Origin of the sequence: Pseudomonas putida, from assembly GCF_016406145.1 — a bacterium.
GTDB classification, from domain to species: Bacteria; Pseudomonadota; Gammaproteobacteria; order Pseudomonadales; family Pseudomonadaceae; genus Aquipseudomonas; species Aquipseudomonas putida_E.
Genome location: NZ_CP066306.1, coordinates 780,766 through 805,252, shown reverse-complemented (window position 1 = coordinate 805,252; position 24,487 = coordinate 780,766). Strand labels below are relative to the sequence as shown.

The 24,487-nt window shown below is 60.0% G+C and carries 21 protein-coding genes and 2 tRNA genes; 3 read left to right on the top strand and 20 right to left on the bottom strand.

The features are described 5' to 3' along the window. Nucleotides 1–27 precede the first annotated feature (27 nt). Nucleotides 28–2,964: a DUF748 domain-containing protein gene (locus tag JET17_RS03670; protein ID WP_012312661.1), complete on the top strand. Its 2,937-nt coding sequence runs from the start codon at nt 28–30 to the stop codon at nt 2,962–2,964. Between the two features lie 134 nt (nt 2,965–3,098). Here JET17_RS03670 and JET17_RS03665 read toward each other — a convergent pair whose 3' ends face one another. Then, the gene (locus tag JET17_RS03665; protein ID WP_012312660.1) at nt 3,099–3,512 is read right to left on the bottom strand and encodes a VOC family protein; all 414 of its coding nucleotides are present in this window, start codon (nt 3,510–3,512) and stop codon (nt 3,099–3,101) included. 60 nt (nt 3,513–3,572) lie between these two features. Between JET17_RS03665 and JET17_RS03660 the strand changes: the two genes are divergently transcribed. Further along, entirely contained in the window at nt 3,573–3,875 is a 303-nt protein-coding gene (locus JET17_RS03660) for a putative quinol monooxygenase (RefSeq protein ID WP_012312659.1), read from the top strand. 77 nt (nt 3,876–3,952) lie between these two features. On the opposite strand, the gene JET17_RS03655 is transcribed toward JET17_RS03660, so the two are convergent. The 16 genes from JET17_RS03655 to rlmE all read right to left on the bottom strand — a co-directional run bounded on the left by JET17_RS03655 (nt 3,953) and on the right by rlmE (nt 19,921). Then, nucleotides 3,953–4,306 (bottom strand): BON domain-containing protein, encoded by a 354-nt coding sequence (locus tag JET17_RS03655; RefSeq protein WP_012312658.1) that lies wholly within the window; start codon nt 4,304–4,306, stop codon nt 3,953–3,955. Nucleotides 4,307–4,571: 265 nt separating this feature from the next. Next, complete coding sequence (pnp, locus tag JET17_RS03650) at nt 4,572–6,677, bottom strand: polyribonucleotide nucleotidyltransferase (RefSeq protein WP_012312657.1); 2,106 nt, start codon at nt 6,675–6,677, stop codon at nt 4,572–4,574. A 251-nt stretch (nt 6,678–6,928) separates the two neighbouring features. Then, nucleotides 6,929–7,198: a 30S ribosomal protein S15 gene (gene rpsO / locus JET17_RS03645; protein ID WP_012274241.1), complete on the bottom strand. Its 270-nt coding sequence runs from the start codon at nt 7,196–7,198 to the stop codon at nt 6,929–6,931. Between the two features lie 146 nt (nt 7,199–7,344). Further along, nucleotides 7,345–8,262 carry a tRNA pseudouridine(55) synthase TruB gene (truB, locus tag JET17_RS03640; RefSeq protein ID WP_012312656.1) on the bottom strand — a complete coding sequence of 306 codons (918 nt, stop codon included), beginning with the start codon at nt 8,260–8,262 and terminating at the stop codon, nt 7,345–7,347. Between the two features lie 3 nt (nt 8,263–8,265). Further along, a complete protein-coding gene (gene rbfA / locus JET17_RS03635) occupies nt 8,266–8,664 on the bottom strand; it encodes a 30S ribosome-binding factor RbfA (protein ID WP_012312655.1) in 399 nt (132 codons plus the stop codon). 115 nt (nt 8,665–8,779) lie between these two features. Further along, nucleotides 8,780–11,311: a translation initiation factor IF-2 gene (gene infB / locus JET17_RS03630; protein WP_012312654.1), complete on the bottom strand. Its 2,532-nt coding sequence runs from the start codon at nt 11,309–11,311 to the stop codon at nt 8,780–8,782. A 27-nt stretch (nt 11,312–11,338) separates the two neighbouring features. Next, a complete protein-coding gene (nusA, locus tag JET17_RS03625; protein ID WP_012312653.1) occupies nt 11,339–12,820 on the bottom strand; it encodes a transcription termination factor NusA in 1,482 nt (493 codons plus the stop codon). 59 nt (nt 12,821–12,879) lie between these two features. Continuing rightward, nucleotides 12,880–13,338, bottom strand: a complete 459-nt coding sequence (gene rimP / locus JET17_RS03620; RefSeq protein WP_042111874.1) for a ribosome maturation factor RimP — start codon at nt 13,336–13,338, stop codon at nt 12,880–12,882. Nucleotides 13,339–13,468: 130 nt separating this feature from the next. Further along, nucleotides 13,469–13,545: transfer RNA gene (locus JET17_RS03615), tRNA-Met, on the bottom strand. Between the two features lie 98 nt (nt 13,546–13,643). Beyond that, nucleotides 13,644–13,729, bottom strand: a tRNA-Leu gene (locus JET17_RS03610). Between the two features lie 21 nt (nt 13,730–13,750). Then, the gene (gene secG, locus JET17_RS03605) at nt 13,751–14,143 is read right to left on the bottom strand and encodes a preprotein translocase subunit SecG (protein ID WP_012312651.1); all 393 of its coding nucleotides are present in this window, start codon (nt 14,141–14,143) and stop codon (nt 13,751–13,753) included. A gap of 4 nt (nt 14,144–14,147) precedes the next feature. Further along, nucleotides 14,148–14,903 (bottom strand): triose-phosphate isomerase, encoded by a 756-nt coding sequence (gene tpiA, locus JET17_RS03600; RefSeq protein WP_012312650.1) that lies wholly within the window; start codon nt 14,901–14,903, stop codon nt 14,148–14,150. 66 nt (nt 14,904–14,969) lie between these two features. Beyond that, nucleotides 14,970–16,310 (bottom strand): phosphoglucosamine mutase, encoded by a 1,341-nt coding sequence (gene glmM, locus JET17_RS03595; protein ID WP_012312649.1) that lies wholly within the window; start codon nt 16,308–16,310, stop codon nt 14,970–14,972. Nucleotides 16,311–16,326: 16 nt separating this feature from the next. After that, on the bottom strand, nt 16,327–17,178 hold the full coding sequence (gene folP, locus JET17_RS03590; protein WP_012312648.1) for a dihydropteroate synthase: 852 nt from the start codon (nt 17,176–17,178) through the stop codon (nt 16,327–16,329). Between the two features lie 8 nt (nt 17,179–17,186). After that, nucleotides 17,187–19,091, bottom strand: coding sequence for an ATP-dependent zinc metalloprotease FtsH (gene ftsH / locus JET17_RS03585; protein ID WP_012312647.1), 1,905 nt, complete (start codon nt 19,089–19,091; stop codon nt 17,187–17,189). 203 nt (nt 19,092–19,294) lie between these two features. After that, nucleotides 19,295–19,921 (bottom strand): 23S rRNA (uridine(2552)-2'-O)-methyltransferase RlmE, encoded by a 627-nt coding sequence (gene rlmE / locus JET17_RS03580; protein ID WP_012312646.1) that lies wholly within the window; start codon nt 19,919–19,921, stop codon nt 19,295–19,297. 102 nt (nt 19,922–20,023) lie between these two features. On the opposite strand from rlmE, the gene yhbY reads away from it, so the two are divergent. After that, entirely contained in the window at nt 20,024–20,332 is a 309-nt protein-coding gene (yhbY, locus tag JET17_RS03575) for a ribosome assembly RNA-binding protein YhbY (protein WP_003249945.1), read from the top strand. 12 nt (nt 20,333–20,344) lie between these two features. Here yhbY and JET17_RS03570 read toward each other — a convergent pair whose 3' ends face one another. From JET17_RS03570 to carB, 3 genes are read right to left on the bottom strand one after another with little or no spacing between them, the layout of a single operon-like run. Beyond that, nucleotides 20,345–20,794 (bottom strand): hypothetical protein, encoded by a 450-nt coding sequence (locus JET17_RS03570; RefSeq protein ID WP_012312645.1) that lies wholly within the window; start codon nt 20,792–20,794, stop codon nt 20,345–20,347. Then, nucleotides 20,772–21,254, bottom strand: a complete 483-nt coding sequence (gene greA / locus JET17_RS03565) for a transcription elongation factor GreA (protein WP_012312644.1) — start codon at nt 21,252–21,254, stop codon at nt 20,772–20,774. The genes JET17_RS03570 and greA overlap by 23 nt, the downstream gene beginning before the upstream one ends. Next, nucleotides 21,251–24,472, bottom strand: a complete 3,222-nt coding sequence (gene carB / locus JET17_RS03560; protein WP_012312643.1) for a carbamoyl-phosphate synthase large subunit — start codon at nt 24,470–24,472, stop codon at nt 21,251–21,253. Before carB ends, greA begins: the two co-directional genes overlap by 4 nt. Nucleotides 24,473–24,487: the final 15 nt, after the last annotated feature.

The following is a 24,487-nucleotide window of genomic DNA, read 5'->3' as shown; positions in this document are numbered from 1 at the left end:
CTCCTGCCTGGACAGACGAAGCGACACATGTACAAAGGATTGACTCGCGCCCTGGGCGCCCTGTTGGCTCTCGTGGCCCTCTACAGCCTGCTTGGCTTCCTCATCGTTCCTGGCGTTGCCCTGCGCATCGCCAACCAGCAGTTGGCGCAATACGCCACACTGCCGGCGAACCTTCAGCGTATCGAGCTCAACCCGTTCAGCCTCGAGCTGACGCTGTGGGGCCTGCAGATCGGCGAACCGGGCAAGGAACAGGTAGGTTTTGAGCGGCTCTATGCGAACCTTGCGCTCGACAGCCTGTGGAGCGGCGCCCTGCACCTGCAGGCGATCGAACTCGACAAACCCCGAAACGAAGTGCTGTTCGCCAAGGACGGCACGCTCAACCTCACCCAACTGTTCAAGCTGCCAGCCAGCGAACCCAAGCCTGAAGAGCCTGCATCCGACCCGTTCCCCTTACGCATCGGCAGCATCAAGCTCAGCGCAGGCTACCTGCACTTTGCCGACCAGCGCCCAAGCGAGCCGATCGAGTTCATCTACGACGACATGAACCTGGAGCTTAAGAACCTCAGCACGTTACCGGACGACAACGCTGACATGACGTTGGTGGCATTGGGCCCTAACGGTGGGCGCATCGACTGGAACGGCACCTTGAGCCTTGCGCCAATCGCTTCAAAGGGCACACTGAAAATCACCGACGGCAAGATGAAGCTGTTCTGGCCCTACGTTCGCGATGCCGTGCCGCTGGTGCTGGAGGACGGCGTGGTCAACCTCGACACGCACTACACGCTCAACCTGTCCAAGGAAACCGAGCTGCTGCTGGACAACACCTCGGTACGTGTCGCGCCATTCGCCATAAAGGCGCCAGATGGCCGCCCACTGGTGCGCCTGGCAAGCCTCGATGTCAGCGAAACCAGCATCGACCTGGCCAAACAGCTGGTTACCGTGGGCAAGATCCGCAGTGAAAAACTGGAAACCTGGGCCGCCCTGGAGCAGGACGGCCAACTCGACTGGCAGAAACTCTTCGCCAGCGAGCCGGCCAAGCCCACCCCGACGGAAAAGGCAGAGCCGGCCGCCGCCGAACCGGCTCCCGACGACAAAGCAGCCAAGGAACCGGGCAAGCCATGGCAAGTGCTACTCAAGGACGTTCAGCTGCGCAATTATCAGGTGCACCTGGCCGACCGTAGCCAGAAAGAACCGGTTGCGCTGGACGTTGGGCCTCTGAACGTCGACCTTCAGGGCTTCGACAGCCTCAACCAGTCGCCCTTCACCCTCAAGCTCGACACCGGCATTGGCAAGCAGGGCAAACTGCAGGCCAGTGGCGAGGTCAACCTGGCGCCGGTCAGCGCCAGGCTCGATGTCAGCACACGCGACATCGATTTGCGTATTGCGCAGGCCTATATCAGCCCGTTCATCCGCCTGGAGCTGCGTAGCGGCATGCTTGCCAGCGACCTCAAGGTCGACCTCAAAGGCACCGAGCCACTGGCCTTCACCGTGGCCGGCAAGGCGCAGGTCAACCAGTTGCACACCCTGGACACCATCAAAAACCGCGACTTCGTCAAATGGCAACAGGTGAATGTGGACGGCCTGGCCTATGTGCACGGTGACGCCCTGTCGATCGACAAGGTAACCCTGCTGCAGCCTTATGCGCGCTTCATCATCAACGAAGACCGCACCACCAATGTCGATGACCTGCTGATCCCGCAGCCTGCCGATGGCCCCGTGCAAAGCCAAGCCAAGCCGGCCAGCACCCCGGGCAGCAAACCGCTGGGCATCCGCATCGGGCAGATCAGCATCAACGATGGTTCAGCAAACTTTGCCGACCTCACCCTGACACCTAACTTCGCCACGGCGGTGCAACAGCTCAACGGCCAGATCGGCACCATCGACAACCGCAAGCCGGCGCCGGCCAAGGTCGACATCAAGGGCAAGGTCGACCGTTATGCACCGGTCACCATCAAAGGCGCGCTCAACCCGTTCAACCCGATGGCAAGCCTGGATATCGCCACCAGCTTCAAACGTGTCGAGCTGACCACGCTGACGCCCTATTCTGGCAAGTTCGCCGGCTTCCGTATCCGCAAGGGCCGTCTGAACCTCGACCTGCACTACCTGATCACCAATGGCCAATTGAAGGCCGAGAACAAGCTGGTGGTCGAGCAATTGCAGCTGGGTGAGAAGGTCGATAGCCCGGATGCAGTCGACCTGCCCATCCGCCTGGCGGTCGCGCTGCTTAAAGACACCGAGGGCAAGATCTCGATCGAGCTGCCCGTGACCGGCGACCTCAACAACCCGCAGTTCAGCGTAATGCCTATCGTCTGGCAGACATTGCGCAACCTGGTACTGCGTGCAGCGCAGGCACCGTTCAAGTTCATCGGCGGGTTGATTGCCGGCGGCGGCTCGCAAGACCTCGGCAACGTATCGTTCGCCCCAGGTTCCAGCGAGCTCAGTGGCGATGCGCAATCGGCCCTGAACAAACTCGCCTCGGCCCTCAAAGAGCGCCCCGAACTGCGCCTGGAAATCGAGGGCACCAGTGCCCAGAGCAGTGATGGCCCACTGCTCGCTCAGCAGCGCCTGGAGCGGGAGTATCAGGCCACCTGGTACAAGATCCTGCAACGCCGTGGCGATAAGGTTCCGGCCAACGCCTCCATGCTGGTGGTCGACGACAGCGACAAACCGGCCATGCTCGAAGGCATCTACCGTACCCGTCTGAAACAGCAACCGCCGGCCGACTGGGAACAGCTGAGCCGCGAGGAGCGCACCGCCAGGCTGCGCGAGGCGGTAATCAAATCATGGGCCGAAAGTGCCGCATTGCTGCGCACGCTGGGCCAGGAGCGGGCCAGCAGTATCAAGGACTACCTGGTCGACAAGGGCAAGCTTGAGGATGACCGGGTGTATTTCATTGATACAAGCCTTGGACAGGCTGAAAAAGATGGCCGGGTGATTACGCCGATGCATCTGGATGCTGAGTAAACAATGTCTGCCCTGACGCGCCCTGTAGGAGCGGCCTTGCGTCGCGAAAGGGCCGCAAAGCGGCCCCAGGATATCGGCGCCGCCACAGATATCCTGGGACTGCTGCGCAGCCCTTTCGCGACGCAAGGTCGCTCCTACGAAAGCCGCTGCCCGGATACCGCCGGGTGGTACAGCGGCTGCACCTTGTTGCCTGCCGGGTCCAGCAAGTGGAAGCTGCGCGCGCCATCCCCATGATTGAAGGGCCGGTCCAGCAAGGTCACCCCACAAGCCTTGAAGTACTGATACCAGGCCTCCAATTCCTCCACGCTGTCGACGATGAAGCCGTAGTGATCCAGAGTCTGCAGGCCATTGGCAGCCCCTGCCCCCCGCCCCAGCGAGAGGTTGTCGTTACCACACGTCAAGTAGACCAGATCCTCGTTGGCCCGATTCAACACCTCCATGCCCAGCACATCGACATAGAAACGCTCGCACTCTTCAAGGTTGGGCACCAGCAGGGCGATATGGCGCAGGCCATTGAGACGACCGGGGCGTGCAGGTAATTCAGACATTAGCGCAACTCCATTTTTGTATACAATTCATTAATGAATTTAAAACAAAAGGAGCTTCATGTGTATAGCCTGTTCATCAAGACGCGCGTCAAGCCCGGTTGCGCCGATCAATTTCTCACCGCCATCCAAGTAAACGCTGCCGCGTCCGTGGCCACGGAACCCGGGTGCCTGGTGTTCGATGTGTCACAAGACCGGGTCGATCCGGAGGTCATCTACCTGTACGAAATCTACCGTGACGACGAGGCGTATGAAGCGCATACCCGCACTGCGCACTTTCGTGACAGCCGCCCCCTGGTAGAGCCACTCATTGCCGAGCAGGAGTGTTTTGAAAGCGACGTTATCGCGCGTAACCCAGTGAATTGAGCGGTAATAAAAAGCCCCGGCCTAGGCCGGGGCTCTTGTGAATGGTGGCCAAGTCCTTTTGGCCGACGGGACATTCCTTATTCGGACTTCAGACCATCAGACATGACGCTCTTGACGCCCTTGATGTTCTTGGCAATGCGTACCGCTGTTTCTTTCTGAGAGTCAGTGACCTTCACGTCAGAAGACAGCGAAACGACGCCTTGGCTGGTTTCGACTTTGATGTCAGTGCCTGGAACGCCTTTTTCAGTCATCAGGTCAGCTTTGACTTTGGTGGTGATCCAAGTGTCGGAGCCTTCCTGTTGCATGTTGTCCACAGTGTCGTTGGCAGCCAGCATGACTGGAGCCTGAACAGGCTCGGCGGCGAACGCGCCATTAGCCATGGTCAGGGTCAGGGCGGTAGCAGTAGCGGCAGCAATGGCGAACTTCTTCATGTGAGTCACTCCTGTTTTTCGAAAGGTCTGCGCCGTATGTCCTGGCGGCAGATATGAAGGTAGTTGCACGGGCTGTGCCAGGTTTTGATTATCTATTTTTTTTTTATAAATCAACGATTTATGCAATACCCGGCAAATGGTTGATCGTGCAATTTGCAACCTGCGAGGTAAATCTGCGTGCAAGATGCAAGTGTGCAAAAGGTTCCGTACAGCCAATAAAAAAGGGCCCACTAAGGGGCCCTTCTCGTACAACGTTGCAGGTCGCTTAGACGCCCGAGGCCTTGGCCGCGGCAACGTCTTTGATCGACAGCTTGATACGGCCGCGGTTGTCCACGTCCAGTACCAGCACTTCGACTTCCTGACCTTCTTTCAGGATATCGGTCACTTTCTCTACGCGCGCATCGCTGAGCATGGAGATGTGTACCAGGCCGTCCTTGCCAGGCAGGATGTTGACGAAGGCGCCGAAGTCGACGATACGCTCGACCTTGCCCACGTAGATCTTGCCGATCTCGGCTTCAGCGGTGATGCCCAGAACGCGCTGACGCGCTGCCTCTGCAGCTTCTTTGGTTTCGCCGAAGATCTTGATCGAGCCATCGTCTTCGATATCGATCGAAGCCTTGGTCTCTTCGCAGATGGCGCGAATGGTGGCGCCGCCTTTACCGATGACGTCACGAATCTTGTCGGTGTCGATCTTCATCGCGATCATGGTCGGGGCGTTGGCCGACAGCTCGGTACGCGACTGGCCAATGATCTGGTTCATCTGGCCGAGGATGTTCAGGCGCGCTTCCAGGGCCTGGCCCAGGGCGATCTCCATGATCTCTTCGGTGATGCCGTTGATCTTGATGTCCATCTGCAGTGCGGTAACGCCTTTGGCAGTACCGGCAACCTTGAAGTCCATGTCGCCCAGGTGGTCTTCGTCACCCAGGATGTCGGTCAGGACTGCGAACTTCTCGCCTTCCTTGACCAGGCCCATGGCGATACCGGCTACCGGTGCCTTCATCGGTACACCGGCATCCATCAGTGCCAGGGAAGCACCGCAGACCGACGCCATGGAGCTGGAACCGTTGGACTCGGTGATTTCCGACACCACACGGATGGTGTACGGGAACACGTCAGCGGCAGGCAGCATGGCCTGGACCGAGCGGCGGGCCAGGCGGCCGTGACCGATTTCACGACGGCCAGCACCGCCCATGCGACCACACTCGCCCACCGAGAACGGCGGGAAGTTGTAGTGCAGCATGAAGGGGTCTTTCTTCTCGCCTTCGAGGGTGTCCAGCAGCTGGGCGTCACGGGCAGTACCCAGGGTCGCGACGACCAGGGCCTGGGTTTCACCACGGGTGAACAGTGCCGAACCGTGCGTCTTCGGCAGAACGCCGACTTCGATGTTCAGCGGGCGAACGGTCTTGGTGTCACGACCATCGATACGCGGCTTGCCGTTGACGATGTTTTCGCGAACGGTGCGGTATTCGATCTCACCGAAGATTTCTTTTACTTCGCTGGCCGATGGCTGGCCTTCTTCACCGGAGAACTTGGCGATCGCCTGGTCACGCAGCTCGCCCAGGCGCGCGTAGCGGTCGGCCTTGACGGTGATGGTGTAGCCCTGCGAAACGGCTTCGCCGAATTCAGCGCGAATGGCGTTGAACAGCTCGGTGTTGGCAACGGCAGGTTTCCAGTCCCAGGTCGGCTTGCCAGCTTCGGCAGCCAGCTCTTTGACAGCCTGGATAACGGCCTGGAATTCGTCGTGGGCGAACAGTACAGCGCCCAGCATCTGGTCTTCGGTCAGCTCTTGGGCTTCCGATTCAACCATCAGCACGGCGTCGGAAGTACCGGCAACGACCATGTCCAGGCTCGAGGCGGCCAGCTGCTCGTAAGTCGGGTTCAGCAGGTAGCCGGTGCTTTCGTGGAAGGCAACACGGGCAGCGCCGATCGGGCCTTCGAATGGGATGCCGGAGATGGCAAGCGCAGCCGAGGTACCGATCATCGCAGCGATGTCCGGATCGGTCTTCTTGCTGGTCGATACCACGGTGCAGACGACCTGGACTTCGTTCATGAAGCCTTCAGGGAACAGCGGGCGGATCGGACGGTCGATCAGGCGCGAGGTCAGCGTCTCTTTCTCGGAAGGACGGCCTTCGCGCTTGAAGAAGCCACCCGGGATCTTGCCGGCGGCGTAGGTCTTTTCCTGGTAGTGGACCGACAGAGGGAAGAAGCCCTTGCCTGGATCGGCCTGCTTGGCACCGACCACGGTCACCAGCACGGTGACATCGTTGTCGACGGTAACCAGCACGGCGCCGGTTGCCTGACGGGCAATGCGGCCCGTTTCGAGAGTAACGGTCGATTGACCGAACTGGAATTTCTTGATTACCGGGTTCACGGTTTCCTACCTTTTTTCAGTGGCTCTGGGGGAACTGGTTTCTTGCGAATTCTTGGGCAGAAAGGGGAATCGGCCCCATTGACCGTCCAGATACAACACGAGGCTGGGAGCCTGGCGCCGAGCGGAAAAAACCGCTCGGCGTTGCCAGGCTGCCAACCTCGAAGATACGCGTGGCGTGTCCGACGCAAACGCTGCCAAGCAGCGCTGGCGAAGCATGCGACACGCCATGCACACCACTGACCAGGCCGCTATTAGCGACGCAGGCCCAGGCGACCGATCAGGGCGCTGTAACGAGTGGTGTCTTTGCCCTTCAGGTAGTCCAGCAGCTTACGACGCTGGTTAACCATACGGATCAGGCCACGACGCGAGTGGTGGTCTTTACCGTTGGCCTTGAAGTGGCCTTGCAGCTTGTTGATGTTCGCGGTCAGCAGAGCGACCTGAACTTCCGGGCTACCAGTGTCACCAGCAGCTTGCTGGAAGTCGGTAACGATTTGAGCTTTTTCTTCAACGCTGAGGGCCATGTGGCTTCTCCTGATAACGGAACCCGCAAGCGGGTCCAATAGGCCAGGGACAAATCCCTGTATTAATAAAAAAGGTGTGACCGTGCCTACTGACAGCCACCCTTGTACCCGCAGGCCACAGCATAAGCCGAAGCCCCCGGTTTCGATCATTCCGACCGAATCAGTCGACGCGGCGCAATACGCCCGTCTTCGCTCACTTCACCGATACCGATGAAACGACCATTGTGATCCTGTACCCGGACCATGCCAAATTGCGGCGCGTCCGGAGCACGTACCGCCTGGCCATGCAGCCAGTAGAACGCACTGTGTTCGGACAAGCCGATCAGCGGCCAGTCCTGCAGGCCACTGTCCGAAGGCATGAGGAAGCGATCGAGCGCTTCGTTGCCACCTTCGGCGTGGGCCTGTTCGAGTTCCTCGAGGGTCACGGTCTGGGCCAGCTCGAAGGGCCCGGCGTGGGTCCTGCGCAGCTCGGCAACATAGGCGCCGCAGCCGAGGGCCTCGCCGATATCCTCCACCAGGGTGCGGATATAGGTGCCTTTGCTGCATCCTACGCTCAGCCGTGCACGGGTGCCTTCGCACTCGAGCAACTCCAAGTGGTTAATAGTAACAGAACGCGCCTCGCGCTCCACTACCTCTCCTGCACGTGCCAGCTTGTAAAGCGGCTGACCATCACGCTTGAGCGCCGAGTACATCGGCGGTATCTGGCTGATCGGGCCGCGAAAACGTGGCAGTAGCGCCTCGATGTCGGCACGACCAACGGTCACTTCACGGGTTTGCAGGACCTCGCCTTCTGCATCGGCAGTATTTGTAGTCTGCCCCAGCTGCATGACGGTCTCGTAGCCCTTGTCGGAATCGAGCAGGTACTGCGAAAACTTGGTCGCTTCGCCGAAACACAGCGGCAGCACGCCGGTGGCCAACGGGTCGAGGCTGCCGGTGTGGCCGGCCTTTTCTGCGTTGAGCAACCAGCGCACTTTCTGCAGTGCGGCGTTGGAGGTGAACCCCAGAGGCTTGTCGAGCAGGATGATGCCGCTGACGTTGCGGCGGATACGTTTGACCTGGGCCACCGGTTACTCCTTGGTGTCCTGCTCGTCGGTATCCTTGTGCAGGCGGTCTTCGGCCACTGCACGCTCGATCAGCGCCGACAGGTGGACACCACGGCTGACGCTCTCATCGAAATGGAAGTGCAACTGCGGCACGCTGCGCAGCTGCATCGAGCGGCCCAGGTGCAGGCGCAAGAAGCTGGCAGCGCTGTTCAGCGCCTTGAGCGACTGCTGCACTGCGTCCGGCGTTTCTTCACCCATGACGGTGATGAAGACCTTGGCATGGCCCAGGTCGCGGCTGACGTCCACGGCGGTGATGGTCACCAGGCCGACGCGTGGGTCCTTGACTTCACGGCGGATCAGTTCTGCCAGCTCGCGCTGCATCTGATCACCGATACGTTGGGTACGGCTGTATTCTTTGGCCATTCTTGCTACCTGTAACTTAAAGCGGCAAACGCCCGGTCAGGCTGAAGCCTGACCGGGCGCTACCTACTGAGGGCTGCCCACCGCCCTGGGGCGGGGGCTGACACCCTGCTCGCCCTTAAAGGGTACGAGCAACCTGGACTTTCTCGAAGACTTCGATCTTGTCGCCGACCTTGACGTCGTTGTAGCTCTTGACGCCAATACCGCACTCCATGCCCGAACGCACTTCTGCAGCGTCGTCCTTGAAGCGACGCAGCGATTCCAGCTCGCCTTCGAAGATGACCACGTCGTCGCGCAGTACGCGGATCGGACGGTTGCGGTACACGGTACCCTCAATGACCATACAGCCAGCGATGGCGCCGAACTTCGGCGAACGGAACACGTCACGCACTTCGGCGACACCCAGGATGTTCTCGCGAACATCGCTGCCGAGCATGCCGGTCAGGGCCTTCTTGACGTCTTCGATGATGTCGTAGATCACGTTGTAGTAACGCATATCCAGACCTTCCTGCTCGACGATCTTGCGCGCACCGGCATCGGCACGCACGTTGAAGCCGAACAGCACCGCATTGGACGCCAGCGCCAGGTTGGCATCGCTCTCGGTGATACCACCGACGCCGCCACCGATCACGCGAACCTGAACCTCGTCGTTGCCCAGGCCGCCGAGCGAACCCTGCAGTGCTTCCAGGGAACCGCGCACGTCGGTCTTGAGGACGATGTTGAGGGTCTTCTTCTCTTCCTGACCCATGGTCTCGAAGATGTTTTCCAGCTTGCCGGCGTGAGCACGGGCCAGCTTGACCTCGCGGTACTTGCCCTGACGGAACAGTGCAACTTCGCGGGCCTTCTTCTCGTCGGCAACCACGGAGAGCTCATCACCGGCTTCCGGAGTGCCATCCAGGCCAAGGATTTCAACCGGGATAGACGGGCCGGCTTCCTTAACAGGCTTGCCGTTCTCGTCCAGCATGGCACGCACGCGGCCATAGTTGGAGCCGCACAGGACCATGTCGCCCTGACGCAGGGTACCGTCCTGAACCAGGATGGTCGCCACCGGGCCGCGGCCCTTGTCCAGGCGCGATTCGACAACCACACCACGACCAGGCGCGGTCGGAGTAGCCGTCAACTCGAGGACTTCGGCCTGCAGCAATACGGCTTCAAGCAGTTCGTCGACGCCGGTACCCATCTTCGCCGAAACCTTGACGAACGGCGTGTCACCACCCCATTCCTCGGAGGTCACGCCCTCGACGGACAGCTCGTTACGGATGCGATCGAGGTCAGCACCAGGCTTGTCGATCTTGTTCACCGCAACCACCAAAGGGACGCCAGCTGCCTTGGCATGCTGAACGGCCTCACGGGTCTGTGGCATCACGCCATCGTCCGCCGCCACCACCAGGATGACGATGTCGGTCGCCTTGGCACCACGGGCACGCATCTGAGTGAACGCAGCGTGGCCTGGGGTATCGAGGAAGGTGACCATGCCGCGGTCGGTTTCCACGTGGTAGGCACCGATGTGCTGGGTGATACCACCGGCTTCGCCAGCGGCAACCTTGGCACGACGGATATAGTCGAGCAGCGAGGTCTTGCCATGGTCAACGTGACCCATGACGGTAACGACCGGTGCACGCGACTCGGCCTGGCCTTCGAACTTCAGCGATTCGGCCAGGGAATCTTCCAGGGCGGTATCGCTGACCAGGGTAACCTTGTGGCCCAGCTCTTCTGCGATCAGCTGAGCGGTTTCCTGGTCGAGCACCTGGTTGATGGTGACCGGAGTGCCCATCTTGAACATGAACTTGACGACTTCAGCGGCCTTGACCGACATCTGCTGCGCAAGCTCCGAGACGGTGATGGTCTCGCCGATGGTCACGTCACGGATGACCGGACCGGTCGGGTTCTGGAAGCCATGCTGGTTGCGCTTCTTCAGCTTGCCCTTGCCACCACGACCACGGCGAGCGCCATCGCTCTCTTCATCGGTGGTGCGCGGAGCGGCACGAGGGGTCGGAGCCTTTTCTTTCTCCTTCACCTTGACCTTGATCGACACACGTGGCGCCTCGCCACGGCGACGGTCGTCATCGCGAGTACGGCTTTCGTTGCGACGGGTCTCGTCCTTCTTGCGCTCGGCAGCACGGGCTGCAGCGTCTTCGGAAGCCGGGGCGTCAGCGACGACCGGTGCTGGTGCCGGAGCAGCAGCAGCCGGTGCCGGCTCGGCCTTGGCAGCCGGCGCAGCGGCAGCAGTAGCGGTCGCGTGGCGACGAGCCTGCTCTTCGTTACGCTGGCGAACGTCGGCATCGACCTTGTCACGCGCGGCATTTTCAGCCGCACGACGCTCGTCCTGCTCACGTTTCTGCTCAGCCTGAATCTCTTCAGGGCTGCGCTGAACGAATACTTTCTTCTTGCGTACTTCTACGCTGATGCTTTTGCTACCGGCGACACGCAGGGTGCTGGTGGTCTTGCGCTGCAAGGTAATCTTGCGCGGCTCTTCCGCCTTGCTCTTGTGGCTGCTCTTCAAATGGGTCAGCAGAGTCTGCTTCTCATTGTCGGTCACTACCTGACCGGCGTCGGTGTGCGGCAGACCTGCCTCACGCATCTGCTGCAGCAGGCGCTCTACCGGTGCCTCGACCTCTTGGGCCAGTTCTTTCACCGTGACTTGCGTCATGCACTTCTCTCCTCAGGCCGCGCCTAATTACTCGAACCAGTGGGCTCGGGCGGCCATGATCAACTTGCCGGCACGCTCTTCGTCGATGCCGTCGATGTCGAGCAGGTCGTCAATCGACTGCTCGGCCAGGTCTTCGCGGTTAACCACGCCGCGCACCGCCAGTTCCGCCGCCAGGTCCTTGTCCATGCCCTCAAGGGAGAGCAGGTCTTCGGCCGGATGGGCGTCTGCCAGTTTTTCTTCGGTAGCGATGGCCTTGGTCAACAAACGGTCCTTGGCTCGAGCGCGGAGCTCATTGACGATATCCTCGTCAAAGCCATCGATGTTGAGCATTTCTTCCAACGGTACGTAGGCAATTTCTTCGAGGCTGGTAAAGCCTTCGTCGACCAGCACTTGGGCCAGCTCCTCGTCGACTTCCAGTTCCTCGATGAAGTTGCGCAGGATGTCACCGGTTTCCGCCTGCTGCTTGGCCTGGATGTCCTTCTCGGTCATCACGTTCAGGGTCCAGCCGGTCAACTGACTGGCCAGGCGAACGTTCTGACCACCACGGCCAATGGCCTGGGCCAGGTTGTCCTCGGCAACGGCGATGTCCATGGCATGGGCATCTTCGTCAACGATGATCGCCGCGACTTCAGCCGGCGACATGGCGTTGATGACAAATTGCGCCGGGTTCTCGTCCCACAGGACGATATCCACACGCTCGCCACCCAGCTCGCCGGATACGGCCTGGACGCGCGAACCGCGCATGCCGATACAGGCACCCTGCGGATCGATGCGCTTGTCCTTGGAGCGGACGGCGATCTTGGCACGCGATCCCGGATCACGGGAAGCGGCCATGACTTCGATGAGGCCTTCTGCGATTTCCGGCACCTCGATGCGGAACAGTTCGATCAGCATCTGTGGCGCGGTGCGCGACAGGATCAGCTGCGGACCGCGGTTCTCGGTGCGGATTTCCTTGAGCAGCGCACGCAAGCGCACGCCAACCCGGAAGGTCTCACGTGGAATGATGTCTTCGCGAGCCAGCAGCGCCTCGGCGTTGTTGCCCAGGTCGACGATGACGTTGTCGCGGGTAACCTTCTTGACAGTACCGGAGATGATCTCGCCAACGCGTTCGCGGTAGGCATCGACCACCTGGGCGCGCTCGGCCTCACGGACCTTCTGCACGATGACCTGCTTGGCGGTCTGGGCGGCGATACGACCGAATTCGATGGACTCGATCTTCTCCTCGATCACGTCACCCACTTTGGCTTCAGGGTGAGTCTCGTGAATCTTGGCCAGCCAGGTCTCGATTGCCGGATCATCCAGATCGGCTTCGTCGACCACGGTCCAGCGACGGAAGGTCTCGTAGCTACCGGTGTGGCGGTTGATTTCCACACGCAGGTCGACTTCGTCTTCAAAACGTTTTTTGGTTGCAGTAGCCAAAGCCACTTCCAGCGCTTCGAAAATGACGCCGGGCGGTACACCTTTTTCGTTGGATACCGATTCAACAACCAGCAGTACTTCTTTGCTCATCGTACGCCTCGCCTTGCGCAAGCCATTGGGCCCGGATAGTCCGCCGGGCCCGGCACGTCTCAGTCAAAACTGGGAATAATATTGGCCTTGTCGATCGAGTCGATCGGCAACAGAAACTCGTGACTGTCCACCTGGACCACCACATCCTGCTCCTCCACACCGCGGAGAAGGCCCTGGAAGTTACGACGACCCTCGAAGGGCGTACGCAGCTTGATCTTCACTTGTTCGCCGGCATGCGAGGCAAACTGTTCCAGCGTGAACAGCGGGCGATCCATGCCTGGAGAGGACACCTCAAGGGTATATTCACTGCTGATCGGATCTTCCACATCAAGAATGGCGCTGGCCTGACGGCTGACCGCTTCACAGTCCTCCACCAGAATGCCGCCTTCCTTGTCGATATAGATGCGCAATACCGAATGCTTACCCTGGGAAACGTACTCGATCCCCCAGCATTGATAGCCCAGACCCTCGACCACCGGGGCCAACAAGGCCTGCAACTGTTCTAGCTTGCTCGACACCTGAACCCCCTCGTGCATGCTGTGCAAATAAAAAATGGGCGAAGCGCCCATCCCTGAAAGCGCCGTTGGACAACGACGCCGTAAACTGTTCGGCTAGCAAAAAGCCCCTGAAAAGGGGCTCCGCTGAAGCTGGTTGCGGGGGCTGGATTTGAACCAACGACCTTCGGGTTATGAGCCCGACGAGCTACCAAGCTGCTCCACCCCGCGACAAAGCTGGGGCGAAAGTATAAGACTGAACCCGTCGCTGGGTCAATCTAACCTCCACCTGCAAGAAAGCCCGCTAAAGCGGGCTCTCAAGCTTTAATTGGTACCGAGAAGGGGACTCGAACCCCTACACCCTATGGGCACAACCACCTCAAGGTTGCGTGTCTACCAATTCCACCACCTCGGCAATATTACTTCTTGAAACCCGTTACTTCTGCTCTTCGGCTGGAGGAGGTACGTCACCCGCTGGGGTGGTTTCGCTCTTCTGCTCCTGGAGCACCGGTACATCATCATTTACTGCCGGCTTTGGCTGTTTCACTTCCAACACCGCTGGATCCGGAAGTCCCGCCTGACCAAGCTGGTGAGCTTGTTGCTTGGCGAAGTATCCTAACCCAAGTGCTGTCAAAAAGAAAGTGGCAGCAAGTATAGCAGTGAATTTACTCAGGAAGGTAGCAGAACCTTGGCTTCCGAACACAGTATTTGAAGCACCTGCGCCGAAAGATGCACCTGCTTCCGCACCCTTACCCTGTTGCAACAGTACCAGCACTACAAGCGACAGCGCTGCCAACAGATGAAAAACAACGATGACTGTTTCCAGCATTTGTTCAGTTTCCTGCGGCGCGACAAATTGCACCGAATTCGTCTGCGTTCAGGGATGCTCCACCAATGAGCCCCCCATCAATATCCGGCATGCCGAACAGTTCGGCCGCATTGGCCGCCTTCACGCTACCGCCGTAGAGAAGCTGCACATTCTGCGCAACTTCGGCGTCCTTCGCTGCCAACTGCTTACGGATGGCTGCATGCACATCCTGAGCTTGCTGCGGCGAGGCCGTCAAACCTGTACCGATGGCCCATACAGGCTCATAGGCAATTACTGCATTGGCAAAAGCGGCAATACCGAACGCGTCGATAACACTGCTTAGTTGACGCCCTACAACTTCGAGCGTCTTGCCTGCTTCGCGCTCCTCCAGAGTTTCCCCTATGCAGAGCACCGGCGTCAAACCACTTTTCTGAGCAGCTGCAAACTTGCGATTAAGCACTTCTTCACTTTCACCGATAACCTGGCGACGCTCGGAGTGACCAATCAACACAAACTTGCAACCCACTTCAGCCAACTGACTCGGTGCAACTTCACCAGTCAGCGCACCCTGTTCGGGCTGTACTGCAGAATTCTGTGCTCCAACGGTGATTCCTTTGCCTTTGAGACCATCAATGACTTCATTGATGAACAGGGCCGGAGGAAAAACCGCGACTTCGATACCTTCGGGAATGAGCATATTGCCCAAGCCCTGAGTCAGCTCAGCGACGCTGGCGCGGGTACCGTGCATCTTCCAGTTACCAGCTACCATGGGGCGACGCATGCTTTACCTCGTCGGTCAAAGTGGGCGCAGATCTTACCCAACCAGATCTGCGCTGGCAAGCCCAATTCAGACACAAACTTCAGCGACCAGTTTGGCCAGGGCTTCGGCATGCGTGCGCACCTGGTTTTCGTCGTCACCTTCAACCATCACCCGCACCAATGGCTCGGTGCCCGACTTGCGCAACAGCACACGCCCACGCCCCGCCATGTCTTCAGTAACCCTAGCACTGGCTTCCTTGACGGCCGGATGCTCCAGCGGGTCGACCTTGCTGGCGCCGAAACGCACATTGATCAACACCTGCGGGCACTTGCGCAAGGCCTGGCGAGCCTGCGCCAGGGTCTCACCGCGACGTCTGAGGGCCAGCAGGACCTGCAGTGCGGCAATGATCGCATCACCGGTGGTGGTGTGATTGCAGCACACGACATGCCCGGAATTTTCACCCCCCACCAGCCAGCCGCGTTCCAGCAGCTCGGCCATGACGTAACGGTCGCCAACCTTGGCCCGTACAAAAGGAATATCCAGGTCCTTGAGCGCAAGCTCCAGACCCAGGTTACTCATCAGCGTACCGACCACCCCGCCCTGCAGCTTGCCCCGCTCGTGCAGGTCCCGGGCGATGATGAACAGCAGCTCGTCACCATCGACGATCGCGCCGGTATGGTCGACCATCAACACCCGGTCACCATCACCATCGAAGGCAATGCCCAAGTCGGCGTGACCGACCAGCACTGCCGCCTGCAGCGACTCGATGTGGGTCGAGCCGCAGTTTTCGTTGATGTTCAGGCCATCAGGCTGCGCATGCAGCACCGTCACTTCGGCACCCAGCTCACGGAACACGCTCGGCGCGACTTTGTAGGTGGCGCCATGGGCGCAGTCGACCACCAGCTTGAGGCCTTCGAAGCCGGTGCTGGTCGGCACACTGCTCTTGCAAAACTCGATGTAGCGGCCAGCGGCATCGTTGATGCGCGAGACCTTGCCCAGCTTGCTCGAGTCGACCACCGTCATCGGCTGGTCAAGAAGCTCCTCGATCATCAGCTCGATTTCGTCGGGCAGCTTGGTGCCCTGGCCTGAGAAGAACTTGATACCGTTGTCATCGTGCGGGTTGTGCGAAGCACTGATGACGATACCCGCTTCAGCATGGAAGGTACGGGTCAGGTAGGCGATGGCCGGGGTAGGCATCGGCCCGAGCAGCAAGACATCAGCACCCGCAGCAGAAAGGCCCGCCTCGAGCGCGGACTCGAACATGTAACCGGAAATGCGCGTGTCCTTGCCCACCAACACGCGGCAGTTACCCTGCTTGCGGAAGGCCATGCCCGCCGCCCAGCCCAGCTTCAGCATGAAGTCAGGGGTGATCGGGTATTCGCCGACGCGGCCACGGATGCCGTCGGTACCAAAGTATTTTCTGCTCATAGGGACTCCAATGTTCTTATTCGGCGTTCTGTACCGCAGCAATCATGCGTACCACATCGGCGGTCTCGGCCACATCATGGACGCGCAGAATGCTGGCACCCTTGGTCATGGCCAAAGCCGCCAGCGCCAGGCTGCCGTACAGCCGCTCACCAACCGGACGATCCAGCGTCAGGCCGATCATGCTCTTGCGTGAAACACCCACCAGCAACGGGCGCCCGAGACTGTAAAGTGCTTCCATATGCTTGAACAGGCTCAGGTTATGCGCCAGTGTCTTGGCGAACCCGAAACCCGGGTCGAGGATGATGCGTTCGGCACCGATACCCGCTGCTGCGCAAGCCGCCATCCGCTGTTCAAGATAGCGCGTTACATCGGCGGTCACATCCTCGTAATGCGGGTCGTCCTGCATGTTCCCCGGCTCACCGCGCATGTGCATCAGGCACACCGGCAGCCCGGTATCTGCAGCGGCGTCGAGGGCGCCATCGCGCTCCAGCGCACGCACGTCGTTGATCAGGCCAGCACCGAGGCGAGCCGACTCACGTATGACGGCAGGCGTGGAGGTATCGACCGAAATGACCACATCAAGGCGACTATTGATCGCTTCGACCATCGGCGCCACACGCTCGAGCTCCTCGGTCACCGAGACCGCACGGGCGCCCGGACGAGTCGACTCGCCGCCGATGTCGATCAGCGTTGCGCCCGCCGCAACCATGGCTTCTGCATGACGCAGAGCCTCGTCGCGCTGACTGAAGCGCCCGCCATCAGAGAAAGAATCGGGGGTGATGTTGAGGATACCCATGACATGGGTACGGGACAAATCAAGAACCCGGTTGCCGCAAGGCAACCGGGTCGGGTACAGCTTAGAGCTCATAGATGCCCTTAGTGTTGAGCCGCTGGGCCGCCGATCGGCGATTCAGGGCGATCATTCTGGGCAGCAGGCGTGCCCGAAGTCTTGTCGTCATCCCAGTCACGCGGCTCGCGAGGCGTACGACCGGACATGATGTCGTCGATCTGGTCGGCGTCGATGGTCTCGTACTTCATCAGCGCTTCGGCCATGGCATCGAGCTTGTCGCGGTTGTCGGTCAGCAGCTGTTTGGCAGTGGCATAGCACTGGTCAATGATGCTGCGCACTTCCGAGTCGATCAGCTTGGCCGTTTCGCCAGAAACACTGGCGTGCTGGCTGCCGGCGCTGCGGCCGAGGAAAACCTCGCCCTCTTCTTCGGCATACATCAACGGGCCGAGCTTCTCGGACAGGCCCCACTTGGTGACCATGTTCCGGGCAATCTGGCTGGCACGCATGATGTCGTTCGAGGCACCGGTGGTAACACCGTCGAAGCCCAAGGTCATTTCTTCGGCGATACGGCCACCGTACAGCGAGCAGATCTGGCTGATCAGTGCACGCTTGGACAGGCTGTAACGGTCTTCCTCGGGCAGGAACATGGTCACACCCAGGGCGCGACCGCGCGGGATGATCGAGACCTTGTAAACCGGGTCATGCTCAGGCACCAGGCGACCAACGATGGCGTGACCGGCCTCGTGGTAAGCGGTGTTCTGTTTTTCCTTCTCGGACATGACCATGGTCTTGCGCTCGGCGCCCATCATGATCTTGTCTTTGGCCAGTTCGAACTCTTTCATCTCGACCAGGCGCTTGTTCGAGCGCGCAGCGAACAGCGAGGCTTCGTTGACCAGGTTGGCAAGGTCAGCACCGGAGAAGCCTGGAGTACCACGGGCAATGACTGCCGGGTTGACGTTCTCGCCGATCGGAACCTTGCGCATGTGTACTTTGAGGATCTGCTCACGACCACGGATGTCTGGCAGGCCGACCACCACCTGGCGGTCGAAGCGGCCAGGACGCAGCAGGGCCGGGTCCAGTACGTCCGGACGGTTGGTGGCAGCGATGACGATGATGCCATCGTTCATTTCAAAGCCGTCCATCTCGACCAGCAACTGGTTGAGGGTCTGCTCACGCTCGTCGTGACCGCCGCCCATACCGGCGCCACGATGGCGACCAACGGCGTCGATCTCGTCGATGAAGATAATGCACGGGGCGTGCTTTTTGGCCTGCTCGAACATGTCACGCACACGGCTGGCACCCACACCGACGAACATCTCGACGAAGTCCGAACCGGAAATGGTGAAGAAAGGCACCTTGGCTTCGCCAGCAATGGCCTTGGCCAGCAAGGTCTTACCGGTACCCGGCGGGCCAACCATCAGCACACCACGCGGGATGCGGCCACCCAAGCGCTGGAACTTGCCCGGGTCGCGCAGAAACTCGACCAGCTCGCCGACTTCTTCCTTGGCCTCGTCGCACCCTGCAACGTCAGCCAAAGTGGTCTTGACCTGGTCCTCGGACAGCAGGCGCGCCTTGCTCTTGCCGAAGCTCATCGGCCCGCCCTTGCCGCCAGCGCCGCCCTGCATCTGGCGCATGAAGAACATGAACACGGCAATGATCACCAGGATCGGGAAGCTCGCCACCAGCAGCTGAGTCCAGATGCTCTGCTGCTCAGGCTGCTTGCCTTCGACGACCACGTTATTGTCGACCAGGTCGCCGATCAGGCCGTTATCGGTAATGGCCGGGCGAACGGTCTTGAAGCTGTCGCCGTCGGCGCGCTTGCCGGTAATGATGTAGCCGTCGACGGTCACACGCTCGACCTTGCCATCCTTGACCTGCTGGATGAAGTCGGAGTAGTTGAGGGTCTGCGGCTCGTTAGGGCTGGAGAAGTTGTTCATCACTGTCACCAGGACAGCTGCGATGATCAACCACAGGATCAGATTCTTTGCCATGTCGTTCAATTCGCTACCCTCTGAGGCCGGCGCACGACGCAGCCGTGCCTCGCATGATATTCATCGCCCTAACTTACTACATTACCTACGCAACCGCAGGCACCGTCTGTAACCCTTTGTGAAATCTAGACTACACGAAGTTCGGACAATCCAGACGGGGCAGCCGATTGGAATTAACTATCGACCACCCCGCAGCAGGCCATTCAAGCGCCCTTGAAACCCTTACCCAACAGGTACTGTTCACGCGAGCGATCCCGCGAAGAGGACGGCTTGCGCATCTGCACCTTGTCGAACTTGGTGCGCACATCCTTCAGGTACATGTCAAAGCCTTCGCCCTGGAAAATCTTGATCAGAAAATCACCGCCGGGCTTGAGCACACGGGTTGCCAGGTCCAGGGCCAACTCACAGAGGAACATGGCGCGCGGCATGTCCACCTCAGGCGTACCACTCATATTGGGGGCCATGTCGGAAATCACAAGGTCTACGTGCGAATCACCGACCGCATCGAGGATCTGCTGCAAGACCTCATCCTGGGTGAAGTCGCCCTGAATAAAGGTAACGTCCGGGATCGAGTCCATTTCCAGGATGTCCGAAGCGATCAGACGGCCCTGGCCACCAATCAGACGACTGGTCACTTGCGACCAGCCACCCGGCGCCGCGCCCAGGTCGATCACGCTCATGCCTGGGCGGATCAGGCGGTCTTTCTCCTGGATCTCAAGCAGTTTGTAGCTCGCACGCGAGCGGTAGCCATCCTTCTGCGCCTGCTTAACAAAAGGGTCGTTAAAATGCTCTCGCAGCCAGTTAGCGCTGCTTTTGGAACGTTGTACCACGGGGCACCTCGATGATATGCGTCGTGTTTGACTGGGCGGAGCCACAGGCCCTCGGGTAAAATGCCCGTCAATTTTACAGAATCAGACGGAAAGGGTCAGATTATGCCGCTCAATAACGAGCAGAAGAAGCAATACAAATCCATTGGTCATGACCTGAAACCGGTCCTGATCGTTGCTGGCAACGGTTTGAATGAAGGCGTGATCGCCGAACTGGAGCGCGCACTGGTCGACCACGAGCTGATCAAGGTCGAAATTCGCTCGGAAGATCGCGAAGAGCGCGCCGAGACCATCGCAGAGCTGTGCAAGGCCGGCCGCGCCGAGCTGGTGCAGACCATCGGCAAGAAAGCGCTGATCTACCGCAAGAACCCACAGCCGAACAAACAGCTGTCCAACATCCACCGCTACAAGTAACGGTGGCGCCGATCAGTGGCGCGCTTGGCGCGCCCTGACCGGTACCGGTTGAGCCACCAGCACGATGCCGGAAAAACCCAGAACCAGAAAACAGAACATCTGCCAGCGCTCGCCGACCGAGATGCCATAGCGCAAGGTGTAGTACCCCACGCAGGCCGCAAAGCCGAGCAACAGCATCTGGCCACGAAATTGCCGCCACCAGGCCGCCAGGCCATCGACCCTCGCCAGTACTGCCAGCTGCGTCAGCAGCCCGAGCAACGCCACGCCAATCAACCAACGGTCAATCTGCCCGGCGATATCCTGTACCAGCAAAGGTGCCAGGCCACTGACCTTGAGCGCGGGCACCAGCCCAACATGGAACACCCAAAGGCCACCGACCCAGAAAACCTGGGCCAGTTGCCAGAGGATCCCCTCAAGGGATGGCGCCCGCAGGCGCCGGTCAGATGTGCTTGACTTCGACAATCTCGTACTCGACCGAGCCGCTTGGCGTCTTGACGACGACAGTATCACCTTCTTCCTTGCCGATGATGGCACGGGCGATCGGTGCGCCGCTCGAGAGCTTGCCTTGCTTCACGTCGGCTTCATCCTCACCAACGATCTGGTAGCTCACCTCTTCATCGGTTTCAGTGTTGGCCAGCACCACAGTGGTGCCGAAAATCACCTTGCCGGTGTGAGGGATAGTGGTCACATCGATCACTACCGAGTTCTGCAGACGGCCTTCGATGTCGCGGATACGCGCCTCGACCATGCCCTGCTCCTCACGGGCGGCATGGTATTCGGCATTTTCCTTGAGGTCGCCCAGTTCGCGTGCTTCGCCAATGGCCTGACTCAGGCGCGGGCGCTCGGTCTTGCTCAGGAACAGGTGTTCCTCTTCCAGGGCGCGAGCGCCCTGAACGGTCATCGGATACTTGGTAATGCTCATGCTTTAAGTCCTGCATGCAGATCCTGCAAGCGACGAACGGTCTTTTCAGGGCCGAATTTCAGCGCTTCGCAGATGGCTTCACCAGCCGCAATGGTCGTGGTGCAGTAGATCTTGTGCTGCAACGCATTGCGACGAATCGAATAGGAATCGGCAATCGACTGACGGCCTTCGGTGGTGTTGATGATCAACGACACTTCGTCGTTCTTGATCATGTCGACCACGTGCGGACGGCCTTCGGTCACCTTGTTCACGCGGCGCACTTTCAGGCCAGCCGCCTCGATGACCTTGGCGGTACCTGCAGTAGCGACCACTTCGAAGCCCAGGGCGATCAGGTCACGGGCAACTCCAGCCACTTGCGGCTTGTCGTCGTCACGTACGCTGATGAACGCGGTACCGCCCGTTGGCAGCACTTCGCTGGCACCCATCTGAGCCTTGGCGAACGCTTCACCGAAGCTGTCACCGACACCCATGACTTCACCGGTCGATTTCATCTCAGGGCCGAGGATCGGGTCAACCCCCGGGAACTTGGCGAACGGGAAGACGGCTTCCTTGACGCTGTAGAAGTTCGGGATGATTTCCTGGGTGAAGCCCAGCTCTTTCAGGGTTTTGCCAGCCATGACGCGGGCAGCGATCATCGCCAGGGAAGTGCCGATGCACTTGGACACGAACGGCACGGTACGCGAGGCGCGCGGGTTGACTTCGATCACGTAGATCTTGTCGCCCTGCAAGGCCAACTGCACGTTCATCAGGCCAACCACGCCCAGCTCCAGGGCCATCTTGCGTACCTGATCGCGAACCTGGTCCTGCACGTCCTTGCTCAGCGAGTAAGGCGGCAGCGAGCACGCCGAGTCACCGGAGTGAACGCCGGCCTGCTCGATGTGCTGCATGATCGCGCCGATCACCACGTCGGTGCCGTCGCAGACCGCATCCACGTCCATCTCGATGGCGCAGTTGAGGAAGTGGTCCAGCAGTACCGGGCTGTCGTTGGACACTTGCACGGCTTCACGCAGGTAGCGCTTGAGCTCGTCCAGTTCGTAGACGATCTCCATCGCACGGCCGCCCAGTACGTAGGAAGGGCGCACCACCAGCGGGTAACCGATACCGCCCGCGGCACGGATGGCTTCTTCTTCGCTGCGCACGGTAGCGTTTGGCGGCTGCAGCAGGTTCAGGCGCTGAACCATCTGCTGGAAGCGCTCACGGTCTTCGGCACGGTCGATGGCGTCCGGGCTGGTACCGATGATCGGTACGCCGGCCTCTTCCAGGGCGCGAGCCAGTTTCAGCGGGGTCTGGCCGCCGTAGTGGACGATGACGCCCTTGGGCTTCTCGACGCGGCAGACTTCCAGCACGTCTTCCAGGGTCAACGGCTCGAAGTACAGGCGGTCGGAGGTGTCGTAGTCGGTGGAGACGGTTTCCGGGTTGCAGTTGACCATGATGGTCTCGTAACCGTCTTCACGCAGTGCCAGTGCCGCGTGTACGCAGCAATAGTCGAACTCGATGCCTTGACCGATACGGTTAGGGCCGCCACCCAGGATCATGATCTTGTCGCGGGTCGACGGGTTGGCCTCGCACTCTTCCTCGTAGGTGGAGTACAGGTAGGCGGTGTCGGTGGCGAACTCGGCAGCGCAGGTGTCGACGCGCTTGTACACCGGGAACACTTCCAGCTTGTGGCGGTGACGGCGCAGGTTCTTGTCGGTGATGCCGAGCAGCTTGGCCAGACGCTGGTCCGAGAAGCCCTTGCGCTTGAGGCGCAGCATGTAGTCCTTGTCGATCGCCGACAGGGCCAGGGTCTTGACCTTCTCTTCTTCCTTGATCAGGTCTTCCATCTGAACCAGGAACCACATGTCGATGCCGGTCAGGGCGAAGATCTCTTCGCAGGTCATACCCGAACGCATGGCGTCAGCCACGTACCAGATGCGCTCGGCACCCGGCACGGTCAGCTCGCGCTTGAGGATGCCGGCGGCTTCCGGGCTGGCCAGGTCGACTTTAGGGTCAAGACCGCAAGCACCGACTTCCAGGCCGCGCAGGGCTTTCTGCAGGGATTCCTGGAAGGTACGGCCGATGGCCATGACTTCACCCACGGACTTCATCTGGGTGGTCAGGCGGGCGTCGGCTTTCGGGAATTTCTCGAAGGCGAAGCGTGGCAGCTTGGTGACGACGTAGTCGATCGACGGCTCGAAGGACGCCGGAGTACGGCCGCCAGTGATGTCGTTCTGCAGTTCGTCAAGGGTGTAACCAATGGCCAGCTTGGCGGCGATCTTGGCGATCGGGAAGCCAGTTGCCTTGGAAGCCAGCGCCGAGGAACGCGAAACACGCGGGTTCATCTCGATCACGACCATGCGGCCGGTGTTCGGGCAGATACCGAACTGCACGTTGGAACCGCCGGTTTCAACGCCAATTTCACGCAGCACCGCCAGCGAGGCGTTGCGCATGATCTGGTATTCCTTGTCGGTCAGGGTCTGCGCTGGAGCAACGGTGATCGAGTCACCGGTGTGCACGCCCATCGGGTCGAAGTTTTCGATCGAGCAGACGATGATGCAGTTGTCCTTTTTGTCGCGGACCACTTCCATCTCGTACTCTTTCCAGCCGATCAGCGATTCGTCGATCAGCAGCTCTTTGGTCGGCGACAGGTCCAGACCACGGGTGCAGATTTCTTCGAACTCTTCACGGTTGTAAGCGATACCACCACCTGTGCCACCCATGGTGAACGACGGGCGGATGATGCATGGGAAGCCAAGCTTCTCAAGGACCGCATTGGCCTCTTCCATGCTGTGGGCGATACCGGAGCGCGGGCACTCCAGGCCGATGTCCTTCATGGCCTTGTCGAAGCGCGAGCGGTCTTCGGCCTTGTCGATGGTGTCGGCGTTGGCACCGATCATCTCTACGCCGAACTTCTCCAGAACGCCGTGGCGCTCCAGGTCCAGGGCGCAGTTCAGTGCGGTCTGGCCACCCATGGTCGGCAAAACGGCGTCCGGGCGCTCTTTTTCGATGATCTTGGCCACTGACTGCCACTTGATCGGCTCGATGTAGGTGGCGTCGGCCATGGCCGGGTCGGTCATGATGGTGGCTGGGTTGGAGTTCACCAGGATGACGCGGAAACCTTCCTCACGCAGGGCTTTACAGGCCTGGGCGCCGGAGTAGTCGAATTCACAGGCCTGGCCGATCACGATCGGGCCAGCGCCGAGAATCAGGATGCTTTTGATGTCTGTACGTTTTGGCATGGTGGTCACTCAAAT

What these genes read in the sequence shown, in the direction of transcription:
- JET17_RS03670 (WP_012312661.1), top strand. Translation starts at nt 28, where the DNA reads ATGTACAAAGGATTGACTCGCGCCCTGGGCGCCCTGTTGGCTCTCGTG.
- JET17_RS03665 (WP_012312660.1), bottom strand. Translation starts at nt 3,512, where the DNA reads ATGTCTGAATTACCTGCACGCCCCGGTCGTCTCAATGGCCTGCGCCAT.
- JET17_RS03655 (WP_012312658.1), bottom strand. Translation starts at nt 4,306, where the DNA reads ATGAAGAAGTTCGCCATTGCTGCCGCTACTGCTACCGCCCTGACCCTG.
- rpsO (WP_012274241.1), bottom strand. Translation starts at nt 7,198, where the DNA reads ATGGCCCTCAGCGTTGAAGAAAAAGCTCAAATCGTTACCGACTTCCAG.
- rbfA (WP_012312655.1), bottom strand. Translation starts at nt 8,664, where the DNA reads ATGGCCAAAGAATACAGCCGTACCCAACGTATCGGTGATCAGATGCAG.
- infB (WP_012312654.1), bottom strand. Translation starts at nt 11,311, where the DNA reads ATGACGCAAGTCACGGTGAAAGAACTGGCCCAAGAGGTCGAGGCACCG.
- nusA (WP_012312653.1), bottom strand. Translation starts at nt 12,820, where the DNA reads ATGAGCAAAGAAGTACTGCTGGTTGTTGAATCGGTATCCAACGAAAAA.
- secG (WP_012312651.1), bottom strand. Translation starts at nt 14,143, where the DNA reads ATGCTGGAAACAGTCATCGTTGTTTTTCATCTGTTGGCAGCGCTGTCG.
- tpiA (WP_012312650.1), bottom strand. Translation starts at nt 14,903, where the DNA reads ATGCGTCGCCCCATGGTAGCTGGTAACTGGAAGATGCACGGTACCCGC.
- glmM (WP_012312649.1), bottom strand. Translation starts at nt 16,310, where the DNA reads ATGAGCAGAAAATACTTTGGTACCGACGGCATCCGTGGCCGCGTCGGC.
- folP (WP_012312648.1), bottom strand. Translation starts at nt 17,178, where the DNA reads ATGAGCTCTAAGCTGTACCCGACCCGGTTGCCTTGCGGCAACCGGGTT.
- ftsH (WP_012312647.1), bottom strand. Translation starts at nt 19,091, where the DNA reads ATGGCAAAGAATCTGATCCTGTGGTTGATCATCGCAGCTGTCCTGGTG.
- yhbY (WP_003249945.1), top strand. Translation starts at nt 20,024, where the DNA reads ATGCCGCTCAATAACGAGCAGAAGAAGCAATACAAATCCATTGGTCAT.
- greA (WP_012312644.1), bottom strand. Translation starts at nt 21,254, where the DNA reads ATGAGCATTACCAAGTATCCGATGACCGTTCAGGGCGCTCGCGCCCTG.
- carB (WP_012312643.1), bottom strand. Translation starts at nt 24,472, where the DNA reads ATGCCAAAACGTACAGACATCAAAAGCATCCTGATTCTCGGCGCTGGC.